At 56.8% G+C, this 26790-nt stretch carries 31 protein-coding genes; 17 read left to right on the forward strand and 14 right to left on the reverse strand.

All coding sequences use genetic code 11. The features are described from left to right. Positions 1 to 11 precede the first annotated feature (11 nt). The 9 genes from ACCC84_RS10990 (at position 12) to ACCC84_RS11030 (ending at position 8399) form a co-directional block, all read left to right on the forward strand. Positions 12 to 377 carry a glycine-rich SFCGS family protein gene (locus ACCC84_RS10990; RefSeq protein WP_198773876.1) on the forward strand — a complete coding sequence of 122 codons (366 nt, stop codon included), beginning with the start codon at positions 12 to 14 and terminating at the stop codon, positions 375 to 377. Continuing rightward, complete coding sequence (locus ACCC84_RS10995; RefSeq protein WP_004958105.1) at positions 377 to 673, forward strand: DUF4312 family protein; 297 nt, start codon at positions 377 to 379, stop codon at positions 671 to 673. The genes ACCC84_RS10990 and ACCC84_RS10995 overlap by 1 nt, the downstream gene beginning before the upstream one ends. Positions 674 to 686: 13 nt before the next feature. Continuing rightward, on the forward strand, positions 687 to 1463 hold the full coding sequence (locus tag ACCC84_RS11000; protein WP_004958107.1) for a DUF4311 domain-containing protein: 777 nt from the start codon (positions 687 to 689) through the stop codon (positions 1461 to 1463). Positions 1464 to 1475: 12 nt separating this feature from the next. After that, entirely contained in the window at positions 1476 to 2126 is a 651-nt protein-coding gene (locus ACCC84_RS11005; protein ID WP_004958108.1) for a DUF4310 family protein, read from the forward strand. 47 nt (positions 2127 to 2173) lie between these two features. Continuing rightward, on the forward strand, positions 2174 to 3313 hold the full coding sequence (locus ACCC84_RS11010) for an amidohydrolase/deacetylase family metallohydrolase (protein WP_004958110.1): 1140 nt from the start codon (positions 2174 to 2176) through the stop codon (positions 3311 to 3313). Further along, the gene (locus ACCC84_RS11015) at positions 3297 to 4412 is read left to right on the forward strand and encodes a DgaE family pyridoxal phosphate-dependent ammonia lyase (protein ID WP_198773878.1); all 1116 of its coding nucleotides are present in this window, start codon (positions 3297 to 3299) and stop codon (positions 4410 to 4412) included. Before ACCC84_RS11010 ends, ACCC84_RS11015 begins: the two co-directional genes overlap by 17 nt. Continuing rightward, entirely contained in the window at positions 4409 to 5149 is a 741-nt protein-coding gene (dagF, locus tag ACCC84_RS11020; RefSeq protein ID WP_198773879.1) for a 2-dehydro-3-deoxy-phosphogluconate aldolase, read from the forward strand. Before ACCC84_RS11015 ends, dagF begins: the two co-directional genes overlap by 4 nt. A gap of 70 nt (positions 5150 to 5219) precedes the next feature. Next, on the forward strand, positions 5220 to 6434 hold the full coding sequence (locus ACCC84_RS11025; protein ID WP_004958116.1) for a lactonase family protein: 1215 nt from the start codon (positions 5220 to 5222) through the stop codon (positions 6432 to 6434). Positions 6435 to 6482: 48 nt separating this feature from the next. Further along, positions 6483 to 8399: a BglG family transcription antiterminator gene (locus ACCC84_RS11030; protein ID WP_039991657.1), complete on the forward strand. Its 1917-nt coding sequence runs from the start codon at positions 6483 to 6485 to the stop codon at positions 8397 to 8399. 49 nt (positions 8400 to 8448) lie between these two features. On the opposite strand, the gene npr is transcribed toward ACCC84_RS11030, so the two are convergent. The 11 genes from npr to ACCC84_RS11085 all read right to left on the reverse strand — a co-directional run bounded on the left by npr (position 8449) and on the right by ACCC84_RS11085 (position 16720). Next, the gene (gene npr / locus ACCC84_RS11035; RefSeq protein ID WP_004958120.1) at positions 8449 to 8721 is read right to left on the reverse strand and encodes a PTS phosphocarrier protein NPr; all 273 of its coding nucleotides are present in this window, start codon (positions 8719 to 8721) and stop codon (positions 8449 to 8451) included. Beyond that, entirely contained in the window at positions 8718 to 9572 is an 855-nt protein-coding gene (gene rapZ, locus ACCC84_RS11040) for an RNase adapter RapZ (RefSeq protein ID WP_004958122.1), read from the reverse strand. The genes npr and rapZ overlap by 4 nt, the downstream gene beginning before the upstream one ends. 129 nt (positions 9573 to 9701) lie before the next feature. Beyond that, the gene (gene ptsN / locus ACCC84_RS11045; RefSeq protein ID WP_088499798.1) at positions 9702 to 10163 is read right to left on the reverse strand and encodes a PTS IIA-like nitrogen regulatory protein PtsN; all 462 of its coding nucleotides are present in this window, start codon (positions 10161 to 10163) and stop codon (positions 9702 to 9704) included. 263 nt (positions 10164 to 10426) lie between these two features. Further along, a complete protein-coding gene (gene hpf / locus ACCC84_RS11050; RefSeq protein WP_039991660.1) occupies positions 10427 to 10714 on the reverse strand; it encodes a ribosome hibernation promoting factor in 288 nt (95 codons plus the stop codon). Between the two features lie 23 nt (positions 10715 to 10737). Further along, positions 10738 to 12171, reverse strand: coding sequence for an RNA polymerase factor sigma-54 (gene rpoN / locus ACCC84_RS11055; protein WP_004958127.1), 1434 nt, complete (start codon positions 12169 to 12171; stop codon positions 10738 to 10740). 50 nt (positions 12172 to 12221) lie between these two features. Continuing rightward, positions 12222 to 12947 carry an LPS export ABC transporter ATP-binding protein gene (gene lptB, locus ACCC84_RS11060; RefSeq protein ID WP_004958131.1) on the reverse strand — a complete coding sequence of 242 codons (726 nt, stop codon included), beginning with the start codon at positions 12945 to 12947 and terminating at the stop codon, positions 12222 to 12224. 6 nt (positions 12948 to 12953) lie between these two features. After that, on the reverse strand, positions 12954 to 13496 hold the full coding sequence (gene lptA, locus ACCC84_RS11065) for a lipopolysaccharide ABC transporter substrate-binding protein LptA (protein ID WP_039991662.1): 543 nt from the start codon (positions 13494 to 13496) through the stop codon (positions 12954 to 12956). Then, a complete protein-coding gene (gene lptC / locus ACCC84_RS11070) occupies positions 13465 to 14043 on the reverse strand; it encodes an LPS export ABC transporter periplasmic protein LptC (RefSeq protein WP_004958135.1) in 579 nt (192 codons plus the stop codon). The genes lptA and lptC overlap by 32 nt, the downstream gene beginning before the upstream one ends. Further along, the gene (gene kdsC / locus ACCC84_RS11075) at positions 14040 to 14594 is read right to left on the reverse strand and encodes a 3-deoxy-manno-octulosonate-8-phosphatase KdsC (RefSeq protein ID WP_004958136.1); all 555 of its coding nucleotides are present in this window, start codon (positions 14592 to 14594) and stop codon (positions 14040 to 14042) included. Before kdsC ends, lptC begins: the two co-directional genes overlap by 4 nt. Positions 14595 to 14650: 56 nt before the next feature. After that, complete coding sequence (kdsD, locus tag ACCC84_RS11080; RefSeq protein ID WP_004958137.1) at positions 14651 to 15637, reverse strand: arabinose-5-phosphate isomerase KdsD; 987 nt, start codon at positions 15635 to 15637, stop codon at positions 14651 to 14653. Positions 15638 to 15733: 96 nt separating this feature from the next. Then, a complete protein-coding gene (locus ACCC84_RS11085) occupies positions 15734 to 16720 on the reverse strand; it encodes a calcium/sodium antiporter (RefSeq protein WP_004958140.1) in 987 nt (328 codons plus the stop codon). A gap of 329 nt (positions 16721 to 17049) precedes the next feature. On the opposite strand from ACCC84_RS11085, the gene mlaF reads away from it, so the two are divergent. From mlaF to murA, 7 genes are all read left to right on the forward strand, one after another. After that, on the forward strand, positions 17050 to 17853 hold the full coding sequence (gene mlaF / locus ACCC84_RS11090; RefSeq protein ID WP_004958144.1) for a phospholipid ABC transporter ATP-binding protein MlaF: 804 nt from the start codon (positions 17050 to 17052) through the stop codon (positions 17851 to 17853). A gap of 16 nt (positions 17854 to 17869) precedes the next feature. Continuing rightward, complete coding sequence (mlaE, locus tag ACCC84_RS11095) at positions 17870 to 18652, forward strand: lipid asymmetry maintenance ABC transporter permease subunit MlaE (RefSeq protein ID WP_004958146.1); 783 nt, start codon at positions 17870 to 17872, stop codon at positions 18650 to 18652. Positions 18653 to 18656: 4 nt separating this feature from the next. After that, entirely contained in the window at positions 18657 to 19208 is a 552-nt protein-coding gene (gene mlaD, locus ACCC84_RS11100) for an outer membrane lipid asymmetry maintenance protein MlaD (protein ID WP_198773882.1), read from the forward strand. Between the two features lie 14 nt (positions 19209 to 19222). Beyond that, complete coding sequence (mlaC, locus tag ACCC84_RS11105) at positions 19223 to 19852, forward strand: phospholipid-binding protein MlaC (RefSeq protein ID WP_004958149.1); 630 nt, start codon at positions 19223 to 19225, stop codon at positions 19850 to 19852. Next, positions 19852 to 20154, forward strand: a complete 303-nt coding sequence (gene mlaB / locus ACCC84_RS11110; protein WP_004958151.1) for a lipid asymmetry maintenance protein MlaB — start codon at positions 19852 to 19854, stop codon at positions 20152 to 20154. The genes mlaC and mlaB overlap by 1 nt, the downstream gene beginning before the upstream one ends. Before the next feature lie 137 nt (positions 20155 to 20291). Then, complete coding sequence (gene ibaG, locus ACCC84_RS11115) at positions 20292 to 20546, forward strand: BolA family iron metabolism protein IbaG (protein WP_004958153.1); 255 nt, start codon at positions 20292 to 20294, stop codon at positions 20544 to 20546. A gap of 246 nt (positions 20547 to 20792) precedes the next feature. Then, complete coding sequence (murA, locus tag ACCC84_RS11120; protein ID WP_039991667.1) at positions 20793 to 22052, forward strand: UDP-N-acetylglucosamine 1-carboxyvinyltransferase; 1260 nt, start codon at positions 20793 to 20795, stop codon at positions 22050 to 22052. Between the two features lie 64 nt (positions 22053 to 22116). On the opposite strand, the gene degS is transcribed toward murA, so the two are convergent. From degS to zapG, 3 genes are all read right to left on the reverse strand, one after another. After that, positions 22117 to 23175 (reverse strand): outer membrane-stress sensor serine endopeptidase DegS, encoded by a 1059-nt coding sequence (gene degS / locus ACCC84_RS11125; protein ID WP_004958159.1) that lies wholly within the window; start codon positions 23173 to 23175, stop codon positions 22117 to 22119. Between the two features lie 89 nt (positions 23176 to 23264). Next, positions 23265 to 24632, reverse strand: coding sequence for a serine endoprotease DegQ (degQ, locus tag ACCC84_RS11130; protein WP_004958160.1), 1368 nt, complete (start codon positions 24630 to 24632; stop codon positions 23265 to 23267). A gap of 197 nt (positions 24633 to 24829) precedes the next feature. Further along, on the reverse strand, positions 24830 to 25228 hold the full coding sequence (gene zapG, locus ACCC84_RS11135) for a Z-ring associated protein ZapG (RefSeq protein ID WP_004958161.1): 399 nt from the start codon (positions 25226 to 25228) through the stop codon (positions 24830 to 24832). Between the two features lie 233 nt (positions 25229 to 25461). Between zapG and zapE the strand changes: the two genes are divergently transcribed. After that, positions 25462 to 26589, forward strand: a complete 1128-nt coding sequence (gene zapE, locus ACCC84_RS11140; protein WP_004958163.1) for a cell division protein ZapE — start codon at positions 25462 to 25464, stop codon at positions 26587 to 26589. The last annotated feature ends 201 nt before the right edge of the window (positions 26590 to 26790 follow it).

Raw genomic sequence — 26790 nt, forward strand, 5'->3', positions numbered from 1 at the left:
GAGAATATACCATGGGACAAATTACCGTTGTGATCGGCGATCGTCTGGGCAAAGGGCAAAAAGTTGGCCAGGGCATTGAAAGTGCAGGTGGAAAAGCCATTGTCATTCCCGGCGTGGCGGCCGACATGAAGCTGGGCGACGTAATGAAAGCGGAAAATGCACAGCTGGGTATTTCGTTCTGCGGCAGCGGCGGCGCCGGCGCCATTACCGCGCAAACCAAATATGGCTACAAGGCCAAATATGGCATGCGTTCGATTGAGGAAGGTGTGACGGCAATTAATGAAGGCTGTAACGTGCTGGGATTCGGTTTTATGGATAAAGAAGAACTGGGGCAAAAACTGGTTGAAGCCTATATCAAGAAACACGGCGCAGCATAATGAAGGAACAGTATACCACCTCGGTAATTGTTACGGGCAAGGGCGACAGCAAAGCGAAAGCCTTTGCTTCCGCTCTGGCGAATGTACAGGGCGCGGTATTAAAATCCACCAATAATATTCTGCTGCGCATCGAACCGCAGGACGTCAGCGTATTAAGCGCGGAGGAAAAAACAACCCGAGAGAAATTCCTGTTCTTCTTTCTGCCGCGTGAAAGAAAAAGTTATGCCGTTTCTCTGGAAGTAACCATAAATGTGACCATTATCAACACAGAAAAGGTTGTTTTCACCTCGAAATAATAAGGGCAGACTCATGTTCCTAATAATTTTATTTAAGTCGATTATTATCGGCGGGCTGGTAGGTGTCGGCGTCGGCGCCGGCGCCGCACGCATGTTCCATGCCCCGACGACACAGGGTATGGGGGCATTCCGCACCCTGGGCGAGCTGAATTCCTGCGAAGGCGATCCGGCGTCACACTTCTCATTTGGCCTGGGCTTTTTCTTCAATGCCTGGGCGTCCTCCGTGGCGGCAGGTGCCTTCACACAGGACGTTGATCACCGCATCATCCCCAACTGGGGAGCGGCAGCGTTGATGATCAAGAATCGCAATGTGGCGCAAACGCTGCACGATCCGAAAAAAATGGCTATCGCCTGCGGCATCATCGGCATGCTGGTAGTGGCCTTCCTTAACTCCACCGCTTCGGCGGTACCGGCGGCGCTGCAGGTTACCGCCATCAAAGTGCTGGTGCCGGCAGCCAACCTGTTGGTGAATACCGTGATGCCGGTGATTTTCTGGCTGGCGGCGATTGATGCCGGCAAACGTTCCGGCTTCTGGGGCACCATTTTTGGCGGCCTGGCACAGTTGATCATGGGCAATGCCGTTCCGGGGCTGGTGCTGGGTATTCTGATCGGCAAAGGGGTTGAAGAGAGCGGCTGGAACAAGGTCACCAAAATCATGATGGCGGTGATCGTGCTGTTGTTCGTGCTGAGTGGCTTCTTCCGCGGCTTCGACATGAAACTCCTCGAATCCTTCAGCCTTGGCATACCAGGCTGGCTGGATGCCATTCACAACACCCTGAGCGGTAAATAAGGCGGCGTGACGATGGAACAACAAACTCAACAACAAGGCTTCTGGTATGCCGACTGGTCGTTCCCGATTTTTGTCGGCCTGCTGTCCTCGGGCGTATTTGCCGGGACCCATATGTACTACCTGTACGGCATCGGCGCGTTTAACGAAGTGGCTTTCGTCTCGATGCTGCGTGCCGGTATGGATACCGGCGTGTATGGCGCGGTGGCGGCATTCGGTGCCAGCTTCCTGTTCGCACGTATTATCGAGGGCTCGCTGGTCGGCATCCTGGATATCGGCGGGGCGATCCAGACCGGTGTCGGGCTGGGGGTGCCAGCGCTGCTGCTCGGTGCAGGGATCGTGTTCCCGGTAGCCAACTTTGCCGCATCGCTGGTCACTGGTCTGGTGATTGGGCTGGCGATCGGTTACCTGATCATCCTGGCGCGCAAGTTCACCATCAACCAGAGCAACTCGACCTACGGCGCAGACGTCATGATGGGCGCGGGTAACTCCTCCGGGCGTTTCCTTGGGCCATTGATCATCCTGTCTGCCATGACTGCGTCGATTCCGATCGGTATCGGTTCGCTGCTCGGTGCACTGCTGTTTTATATCTGGGGCAAGCCCATTACCGGCGGCGCGATCCTCGGCGCAATGATCCTGGGGGCCATTTTCCCGGTCGCCATCTGAATGTGGCTGCGGGGCGAACGGTGTCGCCCCGCGGTAAGGAGTAAAGCATGTATGACTTAATCATTCGCCACGCGCGGCTGGCCGACGATCGGTTGGTCGACGTGGCGGTGCAGGACGGCAAGATTGCGGTGGTTGGGCAACTGGCGGCGCAGACGCAGGGGACGCGCCAACTTGATCTGGGCGGCAGGTATCGCCTCAGCGCCGGTTGGATCGACGCCCACGTGCACTGTTATCCCTCTTCGCCGATTTATCACGATGAACCAGACAGCGTCGGCACCTGCTGCGGCGTTACCACGGTAGTGGACGCCGGCAGTACCGGCACTGACGACGTCGACAGTTTCTATGCCCTGACGCGCAGCGCCAAAACCAACGTGTTTGCCTTCCTGAATATTTCGCGCATCGGCCTGTTGCGTCAGAACGAGCTGGCCGAAATGGCGGATATCGACAAGCAGGGCGTGCAGCGAGCCATTGAGCAGCATCGCGGCTTTATTATCGGCATCAAGGCGCGCATGAGCAGCAGCGTCGTTGGCCAGAATGGCATCAAACCGCTGGTGCGCGCCAAGGAGATCCAGCAGGAAAACAATCAGCTGCCGCTGATGGTACATATCGGCAACAACCCGCCGGATCTGGATGAAATCGCCGATTTGCTGACGCGTGGCGATATCATCACCCACTGTTACAACGGCAAGCCCAACCGTATTCTGACCCCGGCCGGTACGTTGCGCGAGTCTATTCAACGGGCGTTGAAGCGTGGCGTATTGCTTGACGTTGGCCACGGCACTGCCAGCTTCAGCTTTGAAGTCGCACGGCAGGCGATCGCTCTCGGCATTCTGCCGCACACCATCAGTTCCGATATTTATTGTCGCAATCGCCTGTCCGGGCCGGTACACAGCCTGGCGACGGTGATGTCCAAATTTTTCACCGTCGGCCTGACGTTACCGCAGGTGATCGACTGTGTGACGGTCAATGCCGCGTCGGCATTGCAATTGACCGGCAAAGGACAGCTGCAGCCGGGCTTTGACGCCGATTTGACCATTTTCGATCTTCGCCAGGCGCCGCAAGTATTTGCCGATGCCGAAGGGCAATCCGCCAAGGGTGAACAATTGCTGGTGCCGCTGGCTGCGGTGGTGGCCGGGGAAGTCCTATTAACCGATGAAGGGAAAGCCGCTCATGTCTTCGATCTATGAAAAATACCAGTTAAAACAGGTGATCAATACGTCCGGCCGTATGACGGCGCTTGGCGTTTCTACCCCTCGTCAGGAGGTCATCGACGCGGTGGGTTATGGTCTTGACCACTATTTCGACATCAAGGATCTGGTGAATAAAACCGGTGCCTATATCGCCAATCTGCTGAACGTCGAGGCGGCGGTAGTGGTTTCCTGCGCCTCCGCCGGCATTGCACAGTCGGTGGCGGCCACCATTGTCAAAGATAACGCCAACCTGCTGGTCAACCTGCACTCCGCTGCGGTCAACGAACCACGCGAGATCGTGCTGCCACGTGGGCACAACGTCAACTTTGGCGCGCCGGTCGACACCATGGTGGCGCTCGGCGGTGGTAAGGTGGTAGAAGCCGGCTACGCCAATGAATGCTCCGCCGAACAGCTAGAGGCCTGCATTACCCGGCAAACGGCGGCCATCCTCTATATCAAGTCACACCACTGCGTACAGAAGAGCATTCTGTCGGTCGAACAGGCGGCGGCGGTGGCGCGCAAGCATCAGCTGCCGCTGATCGTGGATGCGGCGGCCGAGGAAGACCTGCTGTGTTATTACCAGATGGGAGCCGATCTGGTGATTTACAGCGGCGCGAAGGCGATCGAAGGGCCGACCAGTGGTCTGGTGATCGGCAAGAAACAGCTGGTCGAGTGGGTAAAATTGCAGTCGGGCGGCATCGGTCGTGCGATGAAGGTCGGCAAAGAGGGCATTCTGGGTCTGACGCAGGCAATTGAAAGCTACCTGACGCAGGAAAAGACCAGCGGCGCGCAAATGGTCGAGCGCATGACGCCCTTTATCAATAGCCTGAATACCTTGAATGGCGTAAGCGCCAAAACCGTCTGGGACAGCGCCGGTCGCGACATTGCGCGTACGGAAATCGCTTTTGACGAAGCGGCGATCGGCATGTCGACCCTCGACATCGTTCAGGCGCTGAAAACCGGTGACATCGCCATTTACTTCCGTGGCTACAAGGCCAACGAAGGCAAGATCGAAGTGGATGTGCGCAGTGTGGATCAACAGCAACTGACGACCGTTTTTAACTGCATCAAAAAATTACTGGAGCAACAAGCATGAAGCTGAAGCCGAACTATTACCGTGACCGCGTATGCCTTAACGTGCTGGCGGGTTCAAAGGACAACGCTGAGGAGATTTATGCGGCGGCGGAAGGCCACGTGCTGGTTGGCGTGCTGTCCAAGAATTATCCTGACGTCGACAGTGCGGTGGCCGATATGCAGCGCTACGCGCGCCTGATTGACAACGCGCTGTCGGTGGGGCTGGGCGCCGGCGATCCGAAGCAGTCGGCGATGGTCAGCCTGATCTCGCAGCGAGTACAGCCACAGCACGTCAATCAGGTGTTTACCGGCGTCGGCGCCAGCCGTGCGCTATTAGGGCAAACGGATACGGTGGTCAATGGTCTGGTATCGCCGACCGGGCGAGTCGGTTGGGTGAAGGTATCTACCGGGCCGCTGAGCGCTGGTGCGCCGGACGGTATTGTGCCGGTTGAGACGGCGATTGCGCTGTTGAAAGACATGGGGGGGAGCTCGATCAAGTATTTCCCAATGGGGGGCCTGAAGTGCAAGGACGAGTATCAGTACGTGGCCAAAGCGTGCGCCGAACATGATTTCCTGTTGGAGCCGACCGGTGGCATCGATCTTGACAATTTTGAGCAGATCCTGGAAATCGCGCTGGCGGCGGGAGTCAAGCAGGTGATCCCGCACATTTACAGTTCGATCATCGATGCCAACAGTGGCAATACGCGCCCGCAGGATGTGAAAACGCTGTTGGCGATGACCAAAAAACTGGTGGGCTAAACGGCGGCGTGCCGGGCTGATTCACCGTAGCTTCGTAATGTGTTGTTCTTTACCAATACAAGGAATAAATATGCGAAACTGGCAGGGTATGACCACGCGATTTGCGGTATCTCTGGCGCTGCTGGCGATGTTCAGCCCGGCGCTGCATGCTGAGGATGCAATGAAGTCCACACCGTCTCATTTTGCCTATATCGGTTCTTATCAGCCCAATGGTGAAGGGGTCTACCGGCTACGGGTCGATGCCGCCAGCGGTGCGCTGAGCGACAAGACCCTGGTCAGCACGTTGCCCAATCCAGCCCAGTTGGTGGTTGATGCCAGCGGCCGTACCTTGTACGTTGCCAGCGAAGTGGCAGATTTTAACGGCGGTAAACACGGTTCGATCACCGCACTGCGCATCAGCGAGCGAGACGGTAGCCTGACGCCACTGAATCAGGTGGATTCGCAGGGCGCCGGGCCGGTATTTCTTTCGCTGACACCGAACGGGCGCCATCTGCTGGTGGCGAATTATATCAGCGGCAGCGTGGCGGCGTTTCCGCTGGATAGCGAAGGCCGGCTGGCGCAAGCCAGCTCGGTGCGCCAGCAGCAAGGCCCGGCGGGGGCGAGCAGGCCTGCCGCAGCGGTGGAGGGCAGCTTTGCCATCAGCGATCACAATGGCCCGCATGCGCATATGATCGCCAGCGATCCGAGTGGTAAATTTGTTTTCTCAACCGATCTGGGGCTGGATCGGATCTACCAGTGGCGTTTTGACGATAGCCGTGGCGAACTGACGCCAAACGATCCGCCGTGGATCGCGGCGTCGTCGCCTGGTGCAGGCCCGCGCCACTTCGTGTTCCACCCGGACGGTAAAACGCTGTTGCTGGTGAACGAAGAGGCGTCCACGCTGACCAGCTACCGTTTCGACAGCGACCAGGGCACGCTGACGCCGCTACAGACGGCATCCACCCTGCCGGCGGATTATAAGGGCACCAATTTTGCCGCCGGATTGACGCTAAGCCAGGACGGCAAAAATCTGTACGTCGCCAACCGGCTGCATAACAGCATTGCGCAGTTCAGTATCGGCAGCGGTGGCAGCATGACGCGGGTGGGCGAAACCTGGACACGCGGTGATTATCCACGCACCGTCACGCTCAGTCCGGACGGGGGGTATCTGTACGCGCTCAACCAGCGCAGCGATAACATTACGCGTTTTCGCGTCGATCAACAGAACGGTACGCTCAGTTTCGTGGATGGCTATACCCCGGTAGGCAGCCCTTCACAGATGGTATTCGCGCCCGCAGCGCAGTAACCCGTGGCCCGTCTGGCAGCAGGCGGGCGACTTGACATTGGAATGACGATGGTGAGATTCCCTTATCCCCGTTTGGCTTATCTGTTTGACGCGTTGCAGAGTGAAACGCTGCCGCAGGATGAACTGGCGAAGCGCTTTGCGGTGTCTACCCGCACGGTGCGTGCAGACATCACTGCGCTTAATGATATTTTGGAAAAATACGGCGCGCGCTTTGTGCATAACCGCGGTGCCGGTTACCGGCTGCAGGTGGACGACGCGGCGCTGTTCAGCGGGTTACAGCAGCAGGAGCGCCGCAAGCAGGCCACGCCGCGTAGCGCCCAGGAGCGCGTGCATTATCTTTTGATCCGTTTTTTGACCTCAGCCTTCTCCCTGAAGTTGGAGGATTTAGCCGATGAATGGTTTGTCAGCAGGGGTACGCTGCAAAACGATATGGCTGAGGTGAGGGAACGGCTGGCGCATTACCCGTTGACCATCGAAACCAAACCGCGTTACGGCATGAAGTTGTTCGGCTCGGAAATGGCGATCCGCGCCTGTCTGACCGATTTGCTGTTCCAGCTGCATCTGGCGGATGCCGAGAATCCGTTGCTGAATAACGAGATCCTGCTGCAACCGCAGGTAGCGACCTTTGCCGGCCTGCTGCACCCGTTGCTGTCACAGTACGCCATTCGTCTGACCGATGAAGGGGAGCAATATCTGATCTTTTATTGCGCGGTGGCGCTGCGCCGCATCAGCGATGGTTATCCGCTGTCGGAGTTTGACGTCGAAGATGGCGACGAAGGGGTGCGCAAGGCGTCGACCTGGCTGGCGGGCGAACTGGGCAAGGCGGCCGGCAAAGAGGTCTCGGCCGCAGAAGAAGCCTATCTGCGGGTGAATATCGCGGCACGACGGGTGCAGGACGTGCGCCCCAGCGAGATCAACGCCGATGACGAAGAGGCGCTGGTGGACTACATCCTGTCCTATATCAACGCACACTATAACTACAATCTGCAGGGCGACAAGCAGCTGCGTGCCGATCTGCTCACCCATATCAAGACCATGATTACCCGGGTGAAATACCAGATAAACATCCCCAATCCGCTGCTGGCCAACATCAAGCAGCACTATCCGATGGCCTACGACGTGACGCTGGCGGCGGTAGCCAGCTGGGGGAAATATACGCCTTACACCCTGAGCGAAAACGAGATTGGCTATCTGGTGCTGCACATCGGCGTCGGTCTGGAGCGCCATTACAATATCGGCTATGAACGTCACCCGCAGGTGATGCTGGTGTGCGACACCGGCAATTCGACGGTACGCATGATCCAGGCGCAGGTTGCACGCAAGTATCCGCAACTGGTGGTGACGCGCATTGTCTCGCTGCGCGACTATGAAGTGCTCAGCCATATCGACGAAGATTTTGTCATTTCCAACGCGCGGGTCAGCGAGAAAAACAAGCCGGTGGTGGTGATGTCGCCATTCCCGACCGAATATCAGCTCGAACAGCTGGGCAAGCTGGTTCTGGTGGATCGTACCAAGCCGTACATGCTGGAAAAGTTCTTTGACGCCGGCCATTTCATGATCGTCAATGAGCCGCTGACCCAGCAACAGCTGTTCCGCAAAGTGTGCAGCCAACTGGAGCAGGAAGGCTATGTCGGTGAGGACTTCTATCCGTCGGTGGTAGAGCGTGAGGCGATCGTTTCCACCCTGCTGGGAGAAGGCATTGCGCTGCCGCATTCACTGGGCCTGCTGGCGAAAAAAACCGTGGTGGTGACGCTGCTGGCGCCACAGGGCATTGCCTGGGGCGATGGAGAAGTGGCGCAGGTGGTATTCCTGCTGGCGATCAGCAAAAGTGATTATGAAGAAGCGATGGCGATTTATGATCTGTTCGTCACCTTCGTGCGCGAACGTTCGATGAGCCGGCTGCTGGGCAGCAACGACTTTGACAGTTTTAAGGCGGTGGCGCTCGACTGCCTGAGCCGTATTTAATCGGTCTGGCGTGGCATTGAGCGTTCTGCCTCTGCCGTTTTAACCAGGCTCAGTCCTCATCAAAACCGGAGTTGAACAGCTCAATCACCGCCGCCAGCGCTTGCTGCTCTTCCGGGCCGCTAGCTTCCACCTCGATATGGCGGCCCTGGGCGGAGTCGAGCATCAGCAGGGCAATGACGCTGCTGGCTTCGGCTTCGGTGCCGCTGTCGTTACGCAGTAGCACCTCGGCGTCAAAACTTTGCACCAGCTCAAACAGCTTCATCGCCGGGCGAGCATGCATGCCCAGCTTGTTTTTGATTTCAACCGTTTGCTTGACCGTCATTGTTTGCGTTTTTCCAGCGTGCGGTGGCGTGATTGCACGTTTTTGCCGCGCGAACGGAAGTAGTCTGCCAGCTGTTCCGCCACGTAGACCGAACGGTGTTTACCGCCGGTACAGCCAATCGCCACCGTCAGGTAGCTGCGGTTGTTGGTTTCCAGCATTGGCAGCCACTGTTCGAGATAACTGCGGGTTTGGTAGATAAAATTATGTACCTCTGTGTGGCGATCGAGGAACGAGGCCACCGGTTTATCCAGGCCGGTCATCGGACGCAGCTTCGGATCCCAGTGCGGGTTCGGCAGGAAACGCACGTCAAACACGTAGTCGGCATCGATCGGGATGCCATGTTTGAAGCCGAATGATTCGAATACCATCGTCAATTCACGCTCACGTTTGCCCAACAGACGGGTACGCAGCATTTCCGCCAGTTCGTGCACGGACATTTCAGAGGTGTCGATGATCAGGTCGGCGCGTGAGCGCAGTGGCTCCAGCAGATCGCTTTCTTCATCAATGGCGCTTTCCAACGACAGGTTCTTGCTGGAAAGCGGATGCAGACGGCGGGTGTCACTGTAGCGGCGGATCAGGGTATTGCGGTCGGCGTCGAGGAACAGCAGCTGCGGCGAAAAACTGTCCGGCAGCTGGGTCATGGCATACTCAAACACTTCCGGCGATTCCGGCATGTTACGCACGTCGATGCTCACCGCCGCGGAGCTGTTGCGTTCGGCCAGCGTCTGGGCAAGCTGCGGCAGCAGCACCACGGGCAGGTTATCAACGCAGTAAAACCCCATATCTTCCAGCGCCCGCAAGGCGACAGATTTCCCTGAACCGGAACGGCCGCTGACAATCATCAGCACCATGTGGCAACTCCCCCTGGCATCTCGGCGGCTTTTATCACCGCCGTTGAAAATATGAGCCCGGCGCAAACCGGGTTCCATGACAAATAAACAGTATCGCTATCAACGCCAGAAGTCACCCCGGCGAAAAGGTTATTCGGTAATGATTTGGTAAAGTTCTTCATCACTCTGTGCGGCACGCAGGCGACGACAGACGGTTTTATCCGCCAGACGCTTGGCAACCAGAGACAGGGTGTGCAAATGCGTTTTGCACTGATCGGCCGGCACCAGCAAGGCGAACAGCAGATCGACCGGTTGGTTGTCGATGGCATCGAAGGCGATCGGTTGGTCGAGACGGATAAACACGCCAACGGCCCGCAGGGTGTCCTCTTCCAGTTTTCCATGGGGTATGGCAATGCCGTTGCCAATACCGGTGCTGCCCATGCGCTCACGGGTGAGAACCGCGTCAAACACCACCTGCGGCGGCAGGTTAAGTTGTTTGGCTGCCAGCTCGCTGATAATTTCCAGAGCGCGTTTCTTGCTGTTGCAGTGTACCGAGCTTCTGGTGCACTCGATACTCAGTACCGAGCTTAATTGCATTGTTTCGTTGTTCATCTCATCTTCACTTGAAGCCATGCTTATCAGGCTGTTTTACTGGCCATTCTGGCCCCGGGCAGTGCTCGAACTCTTGCGTACTTACGTGTGCGCAAGAGTTCTGCTTGCTGGTCGTGCCAAACTACCTGCGCCAATCACGCCTGAAAAGATGGCTTTCGCCTGTTTTAACCCTGATTACCGTTCGGCGCGTTACCCATACAGGTAACGCGCCGATAGCTGAGGCTGCGTTAAGCAGCACCTCTGGCGGAAAGTGGCCCAGAGTGTCAGTGTTGCTTCAGTTTGTCTTTATGTTTGTTCAATTGACGCGCCAGTTTATCAATCAGGCAGTCAATTGCAGCATACATATCTTCTTTTTCCGAGGTGGCGTGCAACTCGCCTCCATTCACGTGCAGCGTCGCTTCTGCGATCTGCTGCACTTTTTCCACACTTAGAACGACATACACCTGATTGATCCGATCGAAATACTGTTCGAGTTTGGCAAATTTGGCGTTCACAAACTCACGCAATGGATCGGTGATGACGATGTGGTGTCCGGTAATGTTGAGCTGCATAATGTCTTCCTTCTCTATAGAGGTCAAACCAACTGTTTACGCTGGTTCGACGGCGGGATGGACAAAGACTCTCGGTACTTGGCGACGGTGCGCCGCGCCACCATGATCCCCTGATCGGAAAGCAGGGTGGCCAGTTTGCTGTCGCTCAGCGGTTTGGCGGGGTTTTCCGCCGCGATCAATTTCTTCACCAGTGCACGAATGGCCGTCGAGGAGGCTTCGCCGCCGCTGTCGGTGTTCACGTGGCTTGAGAAGAAATACTTCAATTCGAAAATACCGCGCGGGCTGTGCAGGAACTTCTGCGTGGTCACGCGTGAGATCGTCGATTCATGCATATCCACGGCCTGTGCGATATCCGCCAGCACCATGGGTTTCATAAATTCCTCACCTTGTTCAAAGAACGCTTCCTGCTGCTCGACGATGCAGCGTGTAACTTTCAGTAGCGTATCGTTACGGCTTTCCAGGCTTTTGATCAGCCACTTGGCTTCCTGCAGGTTACTGCGGATAAACTGGCCATCGGCTTCGCTACGCGAACTGTTGCCCAGTGCGGCATATTGCTGGTTGATCTTCAGACGCGGAATGCTGTCGGCGTTAAGTTCCACCGCCCACTTGCCCTGCACCTTGCGCACCAGCACATCGGGAATGACGTACTCCGATTCACCGGTGTTGATCGACTGCCCCGGGCGTGGGTCGAGTGACTGAATCAGCAGCATCGCTTCTTTCAGTGTATCTTCTTTTAGCCGGGTTGATCGCATCAGGCTGCGAAAGTCGTGATTGGCCAGCAAATCCAGGTGATCGCTGATGATCTGCCGTGCTTCGTTGAGGTATGGGGTGTCTTTGGCATACTGGGAAAGCTGAATCAGCAGGCAGTCGCGCAGGTCACGAGCCGCCACGCCGATAGGATCGAAACGCTGAACGCGTTTCAGTACGGCTTCCACTTCGTCCATCGAGACATTCTCGTCGCCAATGCTTTCCAGAATGTCTTCCAGCGGAACGGTAAGGTAGCCAGTATCGTCCACGGCATCGACGATCGAGGTGGCAATGGCGGCATCGGTATCTGAAAACGGCGTCAGATCCACCTGCCACATCAGGTAGTCTTGCAGCGTTTGGGTGGTTTCGCCCTGATAGACCGGCAGCTCGTCGTCGCTGTAGTCGGTACCGGTGCCGGATGGCGTACCGGCGGTGTAGATTTCATCCCAGGTGGCGTCCAGCGGCAGCTCTTCCGGCATGTCCTTCTGTTCCAGTGCCTCGCGGGTGTCCAGGCCTTCGGTCTCGGTGGTTTCCTTTGCGTCGATCTCGTCGTGCAGGTCGGTTTGTTCAAGCAGCGGGTTGCTCTCTAACGCCAGTTGGATCTCCTGCTGGAGTTCAAGCGTGGACAGCTGCAGCAAGCGAATTGCCTGCTGTAGCTGGGGGGTCATGGCCAGTTGTTGACTGAACCTGAGTTGCAAACCTTGCTTCATAGTCTTTTTTCTACTTCCGTTAACCGCCGTCCGTCAGGATCAGCTGGCAATCACAGGCGGAATTCTTCGCCCAGATAAACGCGTTTCACCTGTTCGTCGGCCAAAATGGCGTCCGGCGTGCCATGGGCGATCAGTTTACCCTGGCTGACGATATAGGCGCGTTCACACACGTCCAGCGTTTCGCGCACGTTATGGTCGGTGATCAGCACGCCCAGGCCGCTGTCACGCAGGTGCTCGATGATTTTCTTGATGTCGATAACGGAAATCGGGTCAACCCCGGCAAACGGCTCATCCAGCAGGATGAATTTCGGGTTGGCGGCCAGCGCGCGGGCAATTTCGACGCGGCGGCGTTCACCACCGGACAGTGCCTGGCCAAGGTTGTCGCGCAGATGGGAAATATGGAACTCTTCCATCAGTTCGTTGGCGCGGTCGGCGCGCTGTTCGCTGGTCAGGTCCTCGCGAATTTCCAGCACCGCCATCAGGTTGTCATACACGCTCAGACGGCGGAAAATCGACGCCTCCTGCGGCAGATAGCCGATACCGCGGCGCGCACGGGCGTGCAGCGGCAGGATGCTGATGTCTTCGTCGTCAATCACGATGCGGCCAGCGTCACGCTGTACAATACCGACCACCATGTAGAACGTGGTGGTTTTGCCAGCGCCGTTTGGCCCCAACAGGCCGACGATTTCGCCGGAATTCACTTTCAGGCTGACGTCTTCAACGACTTTGCGGCCCTTGTAGGCTTTCGCCAGATTTTCTGCGATGAGTGTTGCCATAGGTAATTAGTTGCTCTTTTTCTGCTGCCCGTTTTTGTCCTGCAACTGCGACGGTACCAGCACCGTCTTCACGCGGTTGCCTTTATCGCTGTACGCCTGCATCTGCTGCTGCTGCACCAGATAGGTGATGCGATCGCCTTTGACATTGCTGTCGAGCTGTTCCAGATAGGCATTGCCGGTCAGGGTAACCAGCTGCGGCGCCACATCGTAACGGACTTTCTGCGCATGGCCTTTCACCGGTTTACCGTTGTCCTGCATCTGATAGAAGGTGACCGGCTTGCCGAACGCTTCGATATAGGTCTTGTTCTGATCGCCGCCCGGACGGGTCACCACCACCTTGTCGGCTTTGATTTCAATGGTGCCCTGTTTGATCACCACGTTGTCAGTGAACGTGCTGACGTTGCTCTGCATATCCAGCGCCTGCTTCAGCGAGTCAATGCTCACCGGTTGATCAGAGTCGGATTTCAGCGCCAGTGCCGGGGCGCTGACGGCCAAAACGGTGCTGGCAATCAATAGATTACGGAGTTGTTTTTTGGTTCTGAATTTCATAGTTGGTCTTAACCTTATCAATCAGCTCAGCGGTTTTGGCCCGCAGGTTCCCACGCATTTTCATGCCGTTAGAGGTGAAGTTGGTGCCGAAGAGCGTCACTTCATCATCGGAGGACACATCCTGAGTCACCAGGTTTACCTGAGCATTGTCCGTTTTAATCTTTTCCAGTTGCGAGGTGGTGGTCAGGCTGTTCACCTCAACGTGGCCATACAGATACAGCATGCGGTCTTTGGTCAGTTTGGCGCGATCGGCGCGTACCGACCAGGTGGCGACGGCGTTTTCATCAAACAGCGTCATCACCGGTTGGGTAAACCAGCTCAGCTCGTCGGTGGTGTAATACTTCACGTCCTCTGCCACCAGTTTATAACTTAATTTACCGGCCGGGTTGTAGACGATAGTGACCGTATGCTGGCTCTGGTAGGTCGGAGCCTGAGTATTCATCGGCTCGGCCGTGCTATCGTCGTCGAAATCCGCCATGTTCCAGCCAATCAGGGCTAGCACGATCACCGTCAGTATAATGGTGATCCAGAGTTTGGTTTTGCTCATATCGACAGCCCTTTGGCGTCCTCCAGCTTGTTCTGAGCCAAAAGAATGATGTCGCACAGTTCACGCACTGCGCCACGGCCACCGGCAATGCGGGTGACATAATGGGCACGCGGCGTCAGCAGAGGGTGGGCATCCGCCACCGCCACCGCCAGACCGACCTGCGCCATCACCGGCCAGTCGATCAGATCGTCGCCGATGTAGGCAACCTGATCCGGCGACAGCGACAGTGTATCCAACAGTTCACGGAAGGCCAAAAGCTTATCGGACTGCCCTTGATACAGATAGCTAATCCCCAGCGTTTTTGCCCGATCTTCCAATAATTTGGCGGAGCGGCCGGTGATAATACCTACCTCGATATCCGAGGTTTTCAGGCAGCGAATGCCGTAGCCGTCGCGCACGTTGAAGGCCTTCAGCTCTTCGCCGTTGTTGCCCATGTAGATCAGGCCATCCGACAGCACGCCGTCGACATCGCAAATCAGCAGGCGGATTTTCCCGGCCCGTGCCATCACTTGTTCCGTTACCGGCCCGTAGCAGGTTTCAACCGTACTCATTCAATATCCTCAGGACTTCTTTCTAAAACAGGCTGGGCGCAGCGGCAGCCTGAAACTCATACCACGCCGGCGCGCAGCATGTCATGCATATGTACCACACCCAGCAACTGGTCGCCATCGGCAACCAGCAGCGCGGTAATATGGCGCTGCTGCATCAGGTTGAGCGCATCCACCGCCAGGGTGTTCGGACGCACCCGCACACCACCGAGCGTCATGACGTCGGCGATCCTGGCATGGTTCAGGTCGATACCCATATCAAACACCCGGCGCAGGTCGCCATCGGTAAAGATACCGGCAATTTTCATCAGATCGTTGCAGACCACCGTCATGCCAAGGTTCTTGCGGGTGATTTCCAACAGTGCGTCGCGCAGCGACGCATCGGCGCTGACGTGCGGAATTTCTTCGCCGCTGTGCATGATATCAGTGACGCGCAGTAACAGGCGGCGACCCAGCGCGCCGCCGGGATGCGACAGCGCAAAATCTTCCGGGGTAAAACCGCGAGCCTTCAATAGCGCTACCGCCAGCGCGTCGCCCATCACCAGCGTTGCGGTGGTGCTGGTGGTCGGCGCCAGGCCGAGCGGGCAGGCTTCCTGCGGCACTTTGATACACAGATGAATGTCTGCGGCCTTGCCCATGGAACTGTCGGGATTGTTGGTCATGCAGATCAACGGGATGCGCTGGCGCTTCAGTACCGGGATCAACGCCTGAATCTCGTTGGACTCGCCGGAGTTGGAAATCGCCAGTACGATGTCTTGCGCCGTGACCATGCCGAGATCGCCATGGCTGGCTTCGGCAGGATGCACGAAGAATGATGGCGTACCGGTGCTGGCGAAGGTGGCGGCAATCTTGCAGCCGATGTGGCCGGATTTGCCCATGCCCATCACCACCACTTTACCGCCGCAGGCGGCGATCGCTTCGCAGGCGCGGGTAAAATCGTCGTTGATGTAGCGATCGAGCTGGGCCAGCCCGTCACGTTCGATCTGAAGCACTTCTTTACCGGCTTGCTGAAAATCGAAGCCAGCTTGCAACTCAATGTTCGACATGCTTGTTCCCGTCGGTTAGACCTGCATCCGTTACGATGGCAGGGGCATAGGCGGCGGTTATCGTTCGCCGCTTGCGCGCTCTGCGTTTCCCCGCCGCTATTGGCCACCGCCAACTATGCTGAAAGGGTTGAAAAACAGCACCGCAAGATACGCAATAAAGCCACATAATAACAGAGCACCCGCCAGATGGCCGATGCGATGTTTGCGGCCGATGCACAGTGCGCTGAGCACCACGCTGACCGCCAACATTACCCAATAGTCGCGTTGGTAAGCGGCTGGATTGATGCTGCCCGGTGACAGCAGCGCCGGGACGCCGAGTACGATCACCGAGTTGAAAATATTCGAGCCGATAATATTGCCTATCGCCATATCGTCTTCACCTTTCAGTGCGCCGGCGATAGAGGTGGCAAGCTCGGGCAAACTGGTGCCGACCGCAATGATGGTTAACCCGACCACCAGTTCGCTCAGGCCGAAATAATGGGCGATCGCCGTCGCGTTATCGACAATCATTCGCGAGGAGAGCGGCAAGATGATAAACGCCAGCAGCAGCCACAGCATCGCCACGGTGTTGCTGCTGTCCTGCGGCAGTTCGGCAATTTGCTCCACCGTCAGGCTGTCGTTGCCTTCGCGCTGCGCCAGCCGGGCGATTTTCAGCATCAGCATGATAAACCCGGCGGCGGCGGCCAGCAGAATGATCCCGTCCAGTCGACTCAGGTGGCTGTCCATCAGCACAAAGCCGCATAATACTGTGACCGCCAACATCAGCGGCAGTTCGCGCCGCAGCACTTGCGAACGAGCTGCCAGCGGATGGATCAACGCGGCAACGCCCAGTATCAGCAGGATATTGGTAATGTTGGAGCCCAGTACGTTGCCGACCGCCATGTCGATCTGGCCGTTCAGGGCGGCGGTAACCGACACGATCAGTTCCGGCAGCGAAGTGCCGATGCCGACGATGGTCATGCCGATAATCAGCGGCGGAACGCCCAGCGAACGGGAAATGACCGCTGCGCCATACACCAGTCGGTCGGCGCCATACACCAATAAAAATAAACCAACGATAAGTAACGCTATCGCGAGAAACATGCAAAGTCCTTGGGGGGATTATCCCGTTCGTTGGTTAAATGCTGCAATTCAGCTATCTTGCTTGCCCATATTGGTCTGCGACAGTGTCGCAACGCGTTTCCCAGGCTAAAATTCGTTCAGTTTCATTTTTTTGCGTTTTATGTCTAATTTTGACCGTGTGCAGCACAAAAGTAAAACCAATGGCACCATTGGTAGCGAAATGCGGGTAAGTTTTTGTAAAAATAGGCCGCGTGGCGCCCATTCGATTATTATCACGGGTAAATTCGTATCCCAATGCGTCGAACAGGGCGCAGAAATCCGTCAAATGAGCGGTATGTAAGGATCCAAACATGCTTCAGAAGGCAGACAATCTGGTCGAAGTGCGTGGCATGAGTTTTTCACGTGGCGATCGGCTGATATTTGAAGACATCAATCTGACGGTTCCCCGCGGCAAGGTGACGGCGATCATGGGGCCGTCCGGCATCGGTAAAACCACTCTACTGCGCCTGATCGGCGGCCAACTGGCGCCGGACCGCGGCGAAATCTGGTTTGACGGTGATAACATTCCCGCGCTGTCACGTCATCAGTTGTACGAATCGCGCAAAAAAATGAGCATGCTGTTTCAGTCCGGTGCGTTATTCACTGACCTGACGGTGTTTGAAAACGTGGCGTTTCCGCTGCGTGAGCACAGCGCGTTGCCGGAAGAAATCCTGCGCACCACCGTACTGATGAAGCTGGAGGCGGTCGGCCTGCGTGGTGCGGCCGAGCTGATGCCCAACGAACTGTCCGGCGGTATGGCACGGCGTGCGGCGCTGGCACGCGCCATTGCGCTCGATCCGCAACTGATCATGTTCGATGAGCCGTTCGTTGGCCAGGATCCGATCACCATGGGCGTACTGGTGAAGCTGATTGACGAACTGAACCACGCGCTGGGTATCACCTGCATTGTGGTATCGCACGATGTGCCGGAAGTACTGAGTATTGCCGATTATGCTTACATTGTGGCGGAAAACCGCGTGATTGCCGAAGGCACCACGCCGGAATTACACAATAATCCCGATGCGCGGGTGCGCCAGTTTCTGGATGGTATTGCCGATGGGCCGGTGCCATTCCGTTATCCGGCCGGTGATTACCGTGCCGAACTGCTAGGATAAGGGAGTAACTATCCTCATGTTATTACAGGCGTTAGCGTCTTTTGGACGCCGAGGCATCAACACCAGTGCCGCCTTTGGCCGTGCGGGACTGATGCTGTGGGGGGCGCTGGTCGGGCGACCCGAACCGCGCAGGCAATGGCCGTTGCTGGTGAAGCAGCTGCACAGCGTCGGCGTGCAATCATTGCTGATCATTATGGTTTCCGGGCTGTTTATCGGCATGGTGCTGGGGCTGCAAGGTTATCTGGTACTGACCACTTACAGCGCCGAAGCCAGCCTCGGCATGATGGTGGCGTTGTCGTTGCTGCGTGAACTCGGGCCGGTGGTGACCGCGCTGCTGTTCGCCGGCCGTGCCGGCTCGGCGCTCACGGCGGAAATCGGCCTGATGAAAGCCACCGAACAAATCTCCAGCCTGGAAATGATGGCGGTCGATCCGCTGCGGCGCATTGCGGCGCCCCGTTTCTGGGCCGGTCTTATCAGCATGCCGCTGTTGACTATCATTTTTGTCGCCGTGGGTATCTGGGGCGGTTCAGTGGTTGGCGTAGACTGGAAGGGCATCGATAGCGGCTTCTTCTGGTCGGCGATGCAGGGCGCCGTAGAATGGCGTCAGGATTTGCTTAACTGCCTGATCAAGAGCGTGGTATTTGCCATCACCGTTACCTGGATTGCTATCTTTAACGGGTATGACGCGGTGCCGACCTCCGAAGGGATCAGCCGGGCAACGACCCGAACCGTGGTACATTCGTCTCTGGCGGTGTTGGGATTGGATTTCGTGCTGACAGCACTGATGTTTGGGAATTGAGTCGATGCAAACGAAAAAAAGTGAAATCTGGGTTGGGGCATTTATGCTGATCGCGCTGTGCGCCATCATTTTTATCTGCTTGCAGGTGGCGAACGTCAAATCGATCGGCAATGAGCCGACCTACCGTATCTATGCCACATTCGACAATATTGGCGGCCTGAAACCGCGCTCACCGGTGAAGATCGGCGGGGTGGTGATTGGTCGAGTAGCGGATATCGCACTCGATCCCAAAACCTATACGCCACGCGTCGCGCTGGATATTCAGGACAAGTATGACCAGATCCCGGACACCAGCTCGCTGGCGATCCGCACTTCTGGTCTGCTTGGGGAACAGTACCTGGCATTGAACGTCGGTTTTGAAGATCCGGATATGGGCACGTCTATCCTGAAGGACGGCGGCACCATTCAGGACACCAAATCAGCAATGGTTCTGGAAGACTTGATCGGCCAGTTCCTGTACAAAAGCGGCGGTCAGGATGGCGCAGCCAAGCCGGGAGATGCGGCCAATGCGCCGGCTGCCGGCGACGCCACGCCATCTGCCACCCCGAGTCATTAAAAGAGGAAGCCTGCATGTTTAAACGTTTATTGATGGTTGCCCTGCTGGTGGTTGCACCGCTGGCGAACGCGGCGGATCAAACCAATCCGTACAGCATGATGCAAGAAGCGGCGCAAAAAACCTTCGACCGCCTGAAAAACGAGCAGCCGAAAATCAAGCAGGATCCCAACTATCTGCGGACTATCGTGCATCAGGAACTGATGCCCTACGTACAGGTAAAATACGCCGGTGCGCTGGTGCTGGGTCGTTATTACAAAGAAGCTACGCCGGCGCAGCGCCAAGCGTACTTCACGGCGTTCCAGGCCTATCTGGAACAGGCTTATGGTCAGGCGCTGGCGCTGTATCACGGTCAGACCTACCAGATTGCGCCGGAAAAACCGTTGGGTAACGCAGATATCATCGCCATTCGCGTGACCATCATCGATACCGACGGTCGCCCGCCGGTTCGTCTGGATTTCCAATGGCGTAAAAACAGCAAAACCGGTAACTGGCAGGCTTATGACATGATCGCCGAAGGCGTCAGCATGATCACCACCAAGCAGAACGAGTGGGCATCTACGCTGCGTACCAAAGGCATCGATGGCCTGACCCAGCAGTTGCAGGCCGCGGCCCAACAGCCGATTACCCTGGATCAGAAAAAGTAATGGCGCCATCTCTTCGCTTTGACGCACAGCAGCAAACGCTGGTACTGAGCGGCGATTTGGATCGGGAAACGTTGCTGCCGCTATGGCAACAGCGTGAAACCCTGCTGGCGGGTAAAACCGCCGTCGACGTGGCGCAGTTGCAACGGGTTGACTCGTCCGGATTGGCGCTGCTGGTGCACCTGCGTGCGCAGCAGCAACGCCAGGGCGTAGAGTTGCAGATTATCGGGGCCACCGATCGGCTGAAAACGCTGATTACCTTGTACAACCTGCAAGAAATAATGCCTGTCGATACCGCCGTTTAGCGCGTTTATCTGGCGTTTTGGTTGCGTTTACCCAGAAAGCCCCTGTTACACAGGGGCTTTTTCTTTAGTTTAAGAAAGCGCCGTATTCCTCTAAGATGTCAGGCTGATTATGATCCTTTACAGCAGAACTGGATACTATGGAAAATAACGAAATTAAAGACGTGCTGATGAACGCGTTGGCACTGCAAGAAGTACACGTAACCGGCGACGGCAGTCACTTCCAGGTGATTGCGGTGGGCGAGATCTTTGCCACCATGAGTCGGGTAAAAAAACAGCAGGCCGTTTATGCGCCGCTGATGGAATACATTGCGGACAATCGCATTCATGCGTTGTCGATCAAGGCATATACCCCTGAAGAGTGGCAGCGCGATCGCAAACTCAACGGATTGTAAGGCGGCGTCCCCTCGGGGCTGTCAGCGATACCCAACATAAACGGCGTTGCATCAGGCGGGCGCAAGCGGCGTATCGGCGGCGTGGTTGACCACGTGGCTCGCGCGGTAAATCTCGAGGCTGGATTGGCGACGGTGTAGCGCAGCCAACCCAGCCAGAGCGATGGACAGGGCGAACAACGCCTTGCCAGCGCCGATGTGGTTCCCGCTATGCAGGGCCAGATTAATGACATAACAGAGAGTAGTCAGATGGATAAATTTCGAGTGCAGGGCCGGACCCGCCTGAGCGGTGAAGTGGCTATTTCCGGGGCGAAAAATGCTGCCCTGCCGATTCTGTTTGCTGCGCTATTGGCAGAAGAGCCGGTTGAGCTACAGAATGTTCCTAAATTAAAGGACATCGACACCACCATTAAGCTACTCAACCAGCTTGGCACCAAGATTGAGCGCAACGGTTCGGTATTCGTTGATGCCAGCGGTGTACATGAGTTTTGCGCTCCATACGATCTGGTGAAAACCATGCGTGCTTCCATTTGGGCGCTGGGGCCGCTGGTGGCACGCTTTGGTCGTGGTCAGGTTTCTCTGCCGGGCGGCTGCGCCATCGGTGCGCGTCCGGTCGATCTGCACATCACCGGCCTGGAGCAGTTGGGTGCGGAAATCAAACTGGAAGAAGGCTACGTTAAAGCGTCGGTTGACGGCCGCCTGAAAGGCGCGCATATCGTCATGGACAAGGTGAGCGTTGGCGCTACCGTCACCATCATGAGCGCGGCGACGCTGGCGACCGGTACCACCATCATCGAAAACGCCGCGCGTGAGCCGGAAATTGTCGATACCGCCAACTTCCTTAACACCCTGGGCGCCAAGATCAGCGGCGCCGGCAGCGACAAAATCATCATCGAAGGCGTCGAACGCCTGGGCGGCGGCGTATACCGCGTACTGCCCGATCGTATCGAAACCGGGACTTTCCTGGTAGCGGCGGCGATTTCCGGCGGTAAGGTGCTGTGTCGCGATACCCGTCCCGATACGCTGGATGCGGTATTGGCCAAGCTACGCGAAGCCGGTGCCGACATTGAAGTCGGCGAAGACTGGATCAGTCTGGATATGCATGGCCAGCGGCCAAAAGCGGTGACCGTGCGCACGGCGCCGCACCCCGGCTTCCCGACCGACATGCAGGCGCAATTCAGCTTGTTGAATCTGGTGGCAGAAGGGACTGGCGTGATTACCGAGACCATCTTCGAAAACCGCTTTATGCACGTGCCTGAGCTGATTCGCATGGGGGCACACGCGGAAATCGAGAGCAATACGGTGATTTGTCACGGGGTTGAGCAACTGTCCGGTGCGCAGGTGATGGCGACCGATCTGCGCGCGTCAGCCAGCCTGGTATTGGCCGGCTGCATTGCCGACGGCGTGACCATTGTCGATCGTATTTATCACATCGATCGTGGCTATGAGCGTATCGAAGACAAGCTGCGCGCGCTGGGCGCCAATATCGAGCGGGTGAAAGGCGAGTAACGACTGCGCAATTGCGTCATTTAACCTGCGAAAGCCCGGCTGATTCAGTCGGGCTTTTTTTATCTCAGTTACTGTCTTCGGGGAATTCACCCACCGTCATCTGCAACGTTATGCGTTTGCCATCGCGCAATACCACCACCGGGATTTCCGTCCCCGGGCGTATCTCCGCGACCTGATCCATGGTTTCCAGCACCGCGACCGCCGGTTTGTTGTCTACGTTGACGATCACGTCGTTGATATGGAAACCCGCGTTGGCGGCCGGGCCGTTTGGCGTGATTTCCGTGACGATGATGCCTTGCAGACGTTCAATACCCGACGTGGAGGTGCGCAGCGGGATGATCTCCTTGCCCTGGATACCGAAGTAACCACGAATCACCCGGCCATCACGGATCAGTTTGTCGAGGATTTTGGTGGCCAGTTCGGTTGGAATGGCGAAGCCCAAGCCCTCGGGGGTTTCGCCGTCGGTGACTTTGTCATAGGTCAGGGTATTGATGCCCATCAGTTCACCCAGCGAGTTGACCAACGCGCCGCCGGAGTTACCGCGGTTAATCGACGCATCGGTTTGCAGGAAGGTCTGGCGACCGGTGGTGCTCAGGCTGATGCGGCCGGTGGCGCTGATAATCCCCTGGGTCACGGTCTGGCCGAGGTTATACGGGTTGCCGATGGCCAATACCACATCGCCGATATGTGCCGAGCGTTTGGTGTTGATCGGAATCACCGGCAGATTGCCGGGATCGATTTTCAATACCGCCAGATCGGTCAGGCTGTCGGAGCCGACCAGCAGGGCTTCGTAGCGCCGGCCATCCTGCAATACCACGGTGATTTGCTGCGCATCCTTGACCACGTGACGGTTGGTGAGGATATAGCCGCGATCGTTCATGATCACACCTGACCCCAGCGAAAGCACGTTTGGTGCGCCGTTCATGTTGCGATTATAAATATTGACCACCGCCGGTGCCGCACGGCGCACGGCCTTGTTATAACTGGTCGGCGTTTCGTCGACGGTGCTCTCAAGCTTGGTTGCAAACAGTTGATTGGACGAGCGCAGCACGGGAAGCGCTGCCAACAGCAGGCCGGCAACGATCAAACCAATTACAACGGAACGCAAGAGCTTAGCAAACATGGAGTTTTAATACGTGAAATGGAAGATGGACGGAGAATACCACGAGTTAACCGGGCACAGTATGTTACCGAGCCCGGTTTTTGCACAAATTAACGCAACAGCAAATACAGGGTTTCGCCGCCGCGCACGATGTTGAGCGCCATAACCGGTGGTTTGGCTGCCAGCACTTTGCGCAGCGCGGTGATGTTTTCCACCCGCTGACGGTTGATGCCGATAATCACATCGCCTTTTTGCAGGCCTACCTGGGCTGCCGGCGTGCCCTTTTCGACGTTGTCGATTTTGACACCTTTTGCACCGCCGGTAATAGCGCCATTGCTGAGTGACGCGCCCTGCAACGCGGGAGAAAGCGTTTCCGCGCTGGTGGTGGCCGTTTCGCTATTATCCAGCGTCACCGACACTTCCTGCGGCTTACCGTCGCGCAACAGACCGACCTTGATGGTTTTACCCGGTGCGGTGGTTCCGACCTTGGCGCGCAGCTCGGCAAAGCTGCTGACCGGCTTGCCGTCCACCGACACCAGTATGTCACCGGCCTTGATGCCGGCCTTGGCAGCCGCAGACTTCGGCAGTACTTCGCTGACAAACGCGCCGCGCTGGGCGTCGGTGTTGAACGCCTTCGCCATGTCCGCCGTCATTTCGCTCCCCTTGATGCCGAGCAGACCGCGTTTGACTTCGCCAAATTCGATCAACTGCTGGCTGAGGTTCTGCACCATATTGCTCGGGATGGCGAAGCCGATGCCGATGTTGCCGCCGCCCGGCGCCAGAATAGCGGTGTTGATGCCGATCAGCTCACCGTTCAGGTTGACCAGGGCGCCGCCGGAGTTGCCGCGGTTGATCGAGGCGTCGGTCTGGATAAAGTTTTCCAACCCTTCCAGATTCAGGCCGCTGCGGCCCAGGGCAGAGATAATGCCCGAGGTGGCGGTCTGGCCCAGTCCGAACGGGTTACCGACGGCGACGGCGAAGTCGCCAACGCGCAGCGTGTCGGAATCGGCCATTTTTACCGCGCTCAGGTTTTTGGCGGTGACTTGCAGCAGCGCGATGTCGGTCTGTTCATCGCGGCCAATCAGTTTGGCGTCGAACTCACGACCATCGTTCAGCTGTACCTTGATTTTGTCGGCGTTGGCGATGACGTGGTTGTTGGTCAGGATATAGCCTTTGGCGGCATCGATAATCACGCCGGAGCCCAACCCTTCAAACGGGCGGGAGCTTTGCTTTTGCGTAGGGAAATTGGGGCCGAAGAAATATTTGAATTCTTCTGGCAATTGCTGGCGTTGCACCTGAGTCCCTTCAATATGCACGCTGACCACTGCGGGTAACACTTTTTCCAACATCGGCGCCAGGCTTGGCAATTGCTGCCCCTGAACGGCGAGTGGTAAAGCCGCGTTGGCCACCGGTACGGAGGCGAGCGTCAGGCCAATGCTCATTGCGAGTGCACTAAGTATTAACGACTTTTTCTTCATTGATGATAACTCTCTCAATACCTGCCGGTGAAAGTGTGATGATAAGGCAATTGCGTTGCCACAGTGAAGTTAAGACGGTGAATTTGCGTGAAAAGTTCACTGAAGTATTGCCTTAAGCATAGCGCAAGGGCGGGGAACGGTAAGCGGACGGAAGCAAAAGCCCGTGGCGCAGTGGCTCACGGGCTGAACAATAACGGCTAGTCGCGGCGCGGTGCGCCACGCAGCAGGCCGGAAGCGCCTTCTGAGTAGTCGCGCGGCATTTCAACCGGCGCCTGATCGTTGTCCGCTTCGGATTCGGTCAGACGATAGCGGAACGGGTTTTCCTGCATCGGCAGATCCGGCAGCAGGTTGTTGGAGCTTTTCGCCATATGCTGATACAGCTGACGATAATCACGCGCCATGTTATCCAGCAGCTCTGCGCTGCGGGCAAAGTGGCCCACCAGTTCCTGACGATACTCTTCCAGCTCGGTTTTGCTTTTGTCCAGTTCGTTCTGCAAAACCTGTTGTTGACGTAATTTACGGTTACCAAAGCGCATCGCTACCGCACCAATGACGATACCGACCACCAAACCAATCAGCGCATACTCCCAGGTCATGATGACTCCTTTTGTGACTTCGTTGTTCCGCAGGGATTTTTCACTTAATAATATCCACTATAACCGTTAACCTTGTCCGAGTGGAATCCTGATGCGCTTTTACCTCCGGCGAACAGGGTTTTTGAGTGCGCCGCAGCGCGGGTAAATGTGGCGATAACCGGATAACTCACCGGTAACGCGTTGCTAAAATGGGCTAAATAAATTCTTACCGTTGTCAGGGATTATAGATAGACATGCAATCACAGTCACCGTTATCACGTTACCAGCAGGCGCTGGACGCGGGCGAGTATCAGGCCGATGAGGTTCAGCGACAGGCCATCAGCCGGTTGGACGGCATTTATCACCAACTGTTGCAGGCGCCGAAAAGCCGGGCCACAGGTGGCGGATTACGCAGCAAGCTTGGCCGCTGGCTAGGCAAGGGCGGCGAACCGGCGGCGCAAACACCGGTACAGGGCCTGTATATGTGGGGCGGCGTCGGACGCGGTAAAACCTGGCTGATGGACATGTTTTTTCACAGCCTGCCGGGCGATCGCAAGCTGCGGCTGCATTTCCACCGTTTTATGCTGCGGGTACATGAGGAACTGACCGAACTGCAGGGCCAGGAAAATCCGCTGGAGATTATCGCCGACGGCTTCAAGGCGCAGGCTGACGTGCTGTGCTTTGACGAGTTTTTCGTCTCCGACATCACCGACGCAATGCTGCTGGCAACGTTGCTGCAGGCGCTGTTTGCCAGAGGCATCACGCTGGTGGCGACCTCCAACATTCCACCTGACGATCTGTATCGCAACGGTTTGCAGCGGGCGCGTTTCCTGCCGGCGATTGATCTGATCAACCAGTATTGCGACGTGTTAAACGTTGACGCCGGTATCGATTATCGGCTGCGCACGCTGACGCAGGCGCATCTCTACCTGACGCCGCTCAATGCGCAGACGCAGCAGACGCTGGATCAGATCTTCGTCAAGCTGGCGGGCAAGACCGGGGAAGAGGCACCGGTCTTGCAAATAAATCACCGGCCGCTACCGGCGATCCGCGCGGTGGAAGGGGTCTTGGCGGTGGACTTCCATACCCTGTGCGAAGACGCCCGCAGCCAACTGGACTATATCGCGCTGTCGCGGTTGTATCACAGCGTGATGCTGTACAACGTACGCATCATGGGGCCGTTGAAGGAAAACACCGCTCGGCGTTTCCTGGCGCTGGTTGACGAGTTTTACGAGCGCCATGTCAAACTGGTGATCGCCGCCGAAGCGCCGATGTTCGAGATTTATCAGGGGGAGCGCCTCAAGTTCGAATATCAGCGCTGTCTGTCGCGTTTGCAGGAAATGCAGAGCGAGGAATACCTTAAGCTGCCGCATCTGCCGTGATACAATTCAGGGTCTCGACGTTGAGGCCCTCGCTCCAGTAGGCAAAATGCAATTTCCATTCAAAAACTGTTCGATCTTTGCGAGCGACTTCTCTATAATCTTGCGACCCCACGTTACAACAAAGTTTTTTTCCCAAAAACTTTATAGTGCCGGCAATGGCTATTCGAAGGGGTAGGTTTGCTGGACTTGATGGTCGTGTGA

The organism is Serratia odorifera (genome assembly GCF_041448735.1).
In the GTDB taxonomy this organism is placed as follows: domain Bacteria; phylum Pseudomonadota; class Gammaproteobacteria; order Enterobacterales; family Enterobacteriaceae; genus Serratia_F; species Serratia_F odorifera.

Bases quoted from the DNA above. Each gene is read 5' to 3' on its own strand.
- zapE (WP_004958163.1), top strand. From the start codon at position 25,462: ATGCAATCACAGTCACCGTTATCACGTTACCAGCAGGCGCTGGACGCG.
- ACCC84_RS10990 (WP_198773876.1), top strand. From the start codon at position 12: ATGGGACAAATTACCGTTGTGATCGGCGATCGTCTGGGCAAAGGGCAA.
- murA (WP_039991667.1), top strand. From the start codon at position 20,793: ATGGATAAATTTCGAGTGCAGGGCCGGACCCGCCTGAGCGGTGAAGTG.
- lptB (WP_004958131.1), bottom strand. From the start codon at position 12,947: ATGGCAACACTCATCGCAGAAAATCTGGCGAAAGCCTACAAGGGCCGC.
- mlaF (WP_004958144.1), top strand. From the start codon at position 17,050: ATGCTTCAGAAGGCAGACAATCTGGTCGAAGTGCGTGGCATGAGTTTT.
- kdsD (WP_004958137.1), bottom strand. From the start codon at position 15,637: ATGTCGAACATTGAGTTGCAAGCTGGCTTCGATTTTCAGCAAGCCGGT.
- degQ (WP_004958160.1), bottom strand. From the start codon at position 24,632: ATGAAGAAAAAGTCGTTAATACTTAGTGCACTCGCAATGAGCATTGGC.
- degS (WP_004958159.1), bottom strand. From the start codon at position 23,175: ATGTTTGCTAAGCTCTTGCGTTCCGTTGTAATTGGTTTGATCGTTGCC.
- rapZ (WP_004958122.1), bottom strand. From the start codon at position 9,572: ATGGTGCTGATGATTGTCAGCGGCCGTTCCGGTTCAGGGAAATCTGTC.
- dagF (WP_198773879.1), top strand. From the start codon at position 4,409: ATGAAGCTGAAGCCGAACTATTACCGTGACCGCGTATGCCTTAACGTG.
- zapG (WP_004958161.1), bottom strand. From the start codon at position 25,228: ATGACCTGGGAGTATGCGCTGATTGGTTTGGTGGTCGGTATCGTCATT.
- ACCC84_RS11005 (WP_004958108.1), top strand. From the start codon at position 1,476: ATGGAACAACAAACTCAACAACAAGGCTTCTGGTATGCCGACTGGTCG.
- ptsN (WP_088499798.1), bottom strand. From the start codon at position 10,163: ATGAACAACGAAACAATGCAATTAAGCTCGGTACTGAGTATCGAGTGC.
- ACCC84_RS11025 (WP_004958116.1), top strand. From the start codon at position 5,220: ATGCGAAACTGGCAGGGTATGACCACGCGATTTGCGGTATCTCTGGCG.
- npr (WP_004958120.1), bottom strand. From the start codon at position 8,721: ATGACGGTCAAGCAAACGGTTGAAATCAAAAACAAGCTGGGCATGCAT.
- ACCC84_RS11000 (WP_004958107.1), top strand. From the start codon at position 687: ATGTTCCTAATAATTTTATTTAAGTCGATTATTATCGGCGGGCTGGTA.
- mlaC (WP_004958149.1), top strand. From the start codon at position 19,223: ATGTTTAAACGTTTATTGATGGTTGCCCTGCTGGTGGTTGCACCGCTG.
- lptA (WP_039991662.1), bottom strand. From the start codon at position 13,496: ATGAAATTCAGAACCAAAAAACAACTCCGTAATCTATTGATTGCCAGC.
- mlaD (WP_198773882.1), top strand. From the start codon at position 18,657: ATGCAAACGAAAAAAAGTGAAATCTGGGTTGGGGCATTTATGCTGATC.
- hpf (WP_039991660.1), bottom strand. From the start codon at position 10,714: ATGCAGCTCAACATTACCGGACACCACATCGTCATCACCGATCCATTG.
- ACCC84_RS11085 (WP_004958140.1), bottom strand. From the start codon at position 16,720: ATGTTTCTCGCGATAGCGTTACTTATCGTTGGTTTATTTTTATTGGTG.
- kdsC (WP_004958136.1), bottom strand. From the start codon at position 14,594: ATGAGTACGGTTGAAACCTGCTACGGGCCGGTAACGGAACAAGTGATG.
- ACCC84_RS11010 (WP_004958110.1), top strand. From the start codon at position 2,174: ATGTATGACTTAATCATTCGCCACGCGCGGCTGGCCGACGATCGGTTG.
- mlaE (WP_004958146.1), top strand. From the start codon at position 17,870: ATGTTATTACAGGCGTTAGCGTCTTTTGGACGCCGAGGCATCAACACC.
- ibaG (WP_004958153.1), top strand. From the start codon at position 20,292: ATGGAAAATAACGAAATTAAAGACGTGCTGATGAACGCGTTGGCACTG.
- rpoN (WP_004958127.1), bottom strand. From the start codon at position 12,171: ATGAAGCAAGGTTTGCAACTCAGGTTCAGTCAACAACTGGCCATGACC.
- ACCC84_RS10995 (WP_004958105.1), top strand. From the start codon at position 377: ATGAAGGAACAGTATACCACCTCGGTAATTGTTACGGGCAAGGGCGAC.
- mlaB (WP_004958151.1), top strand. From the start codon at position 19,852: ATGGCGCCATCTCTTCGCTTTGACGCACAGCAGCAAACGCTGGTACTG.
- lptC (WP_004958135.1), bottom strand. From the start codon at position 14,043: ATGAGCAAAACCAAACTCTGGATCACCATTATACTGACGGTGATCGTG.
- ACCC84_RS11030 (WP_039991657.1), top strand. From the start codon at position 6,483: ATGGTGAGATTCCCTTATCCCCGTTTGGCTTATCTGTTTGACGCGTTG.
- ACCC84_RS11015 (WP_198773878.1), top strand. From the start codon at position 3,297: ATGTCTTCGATCTATGAAAAATACCAGTTAAAACAGGTGATCAATACG.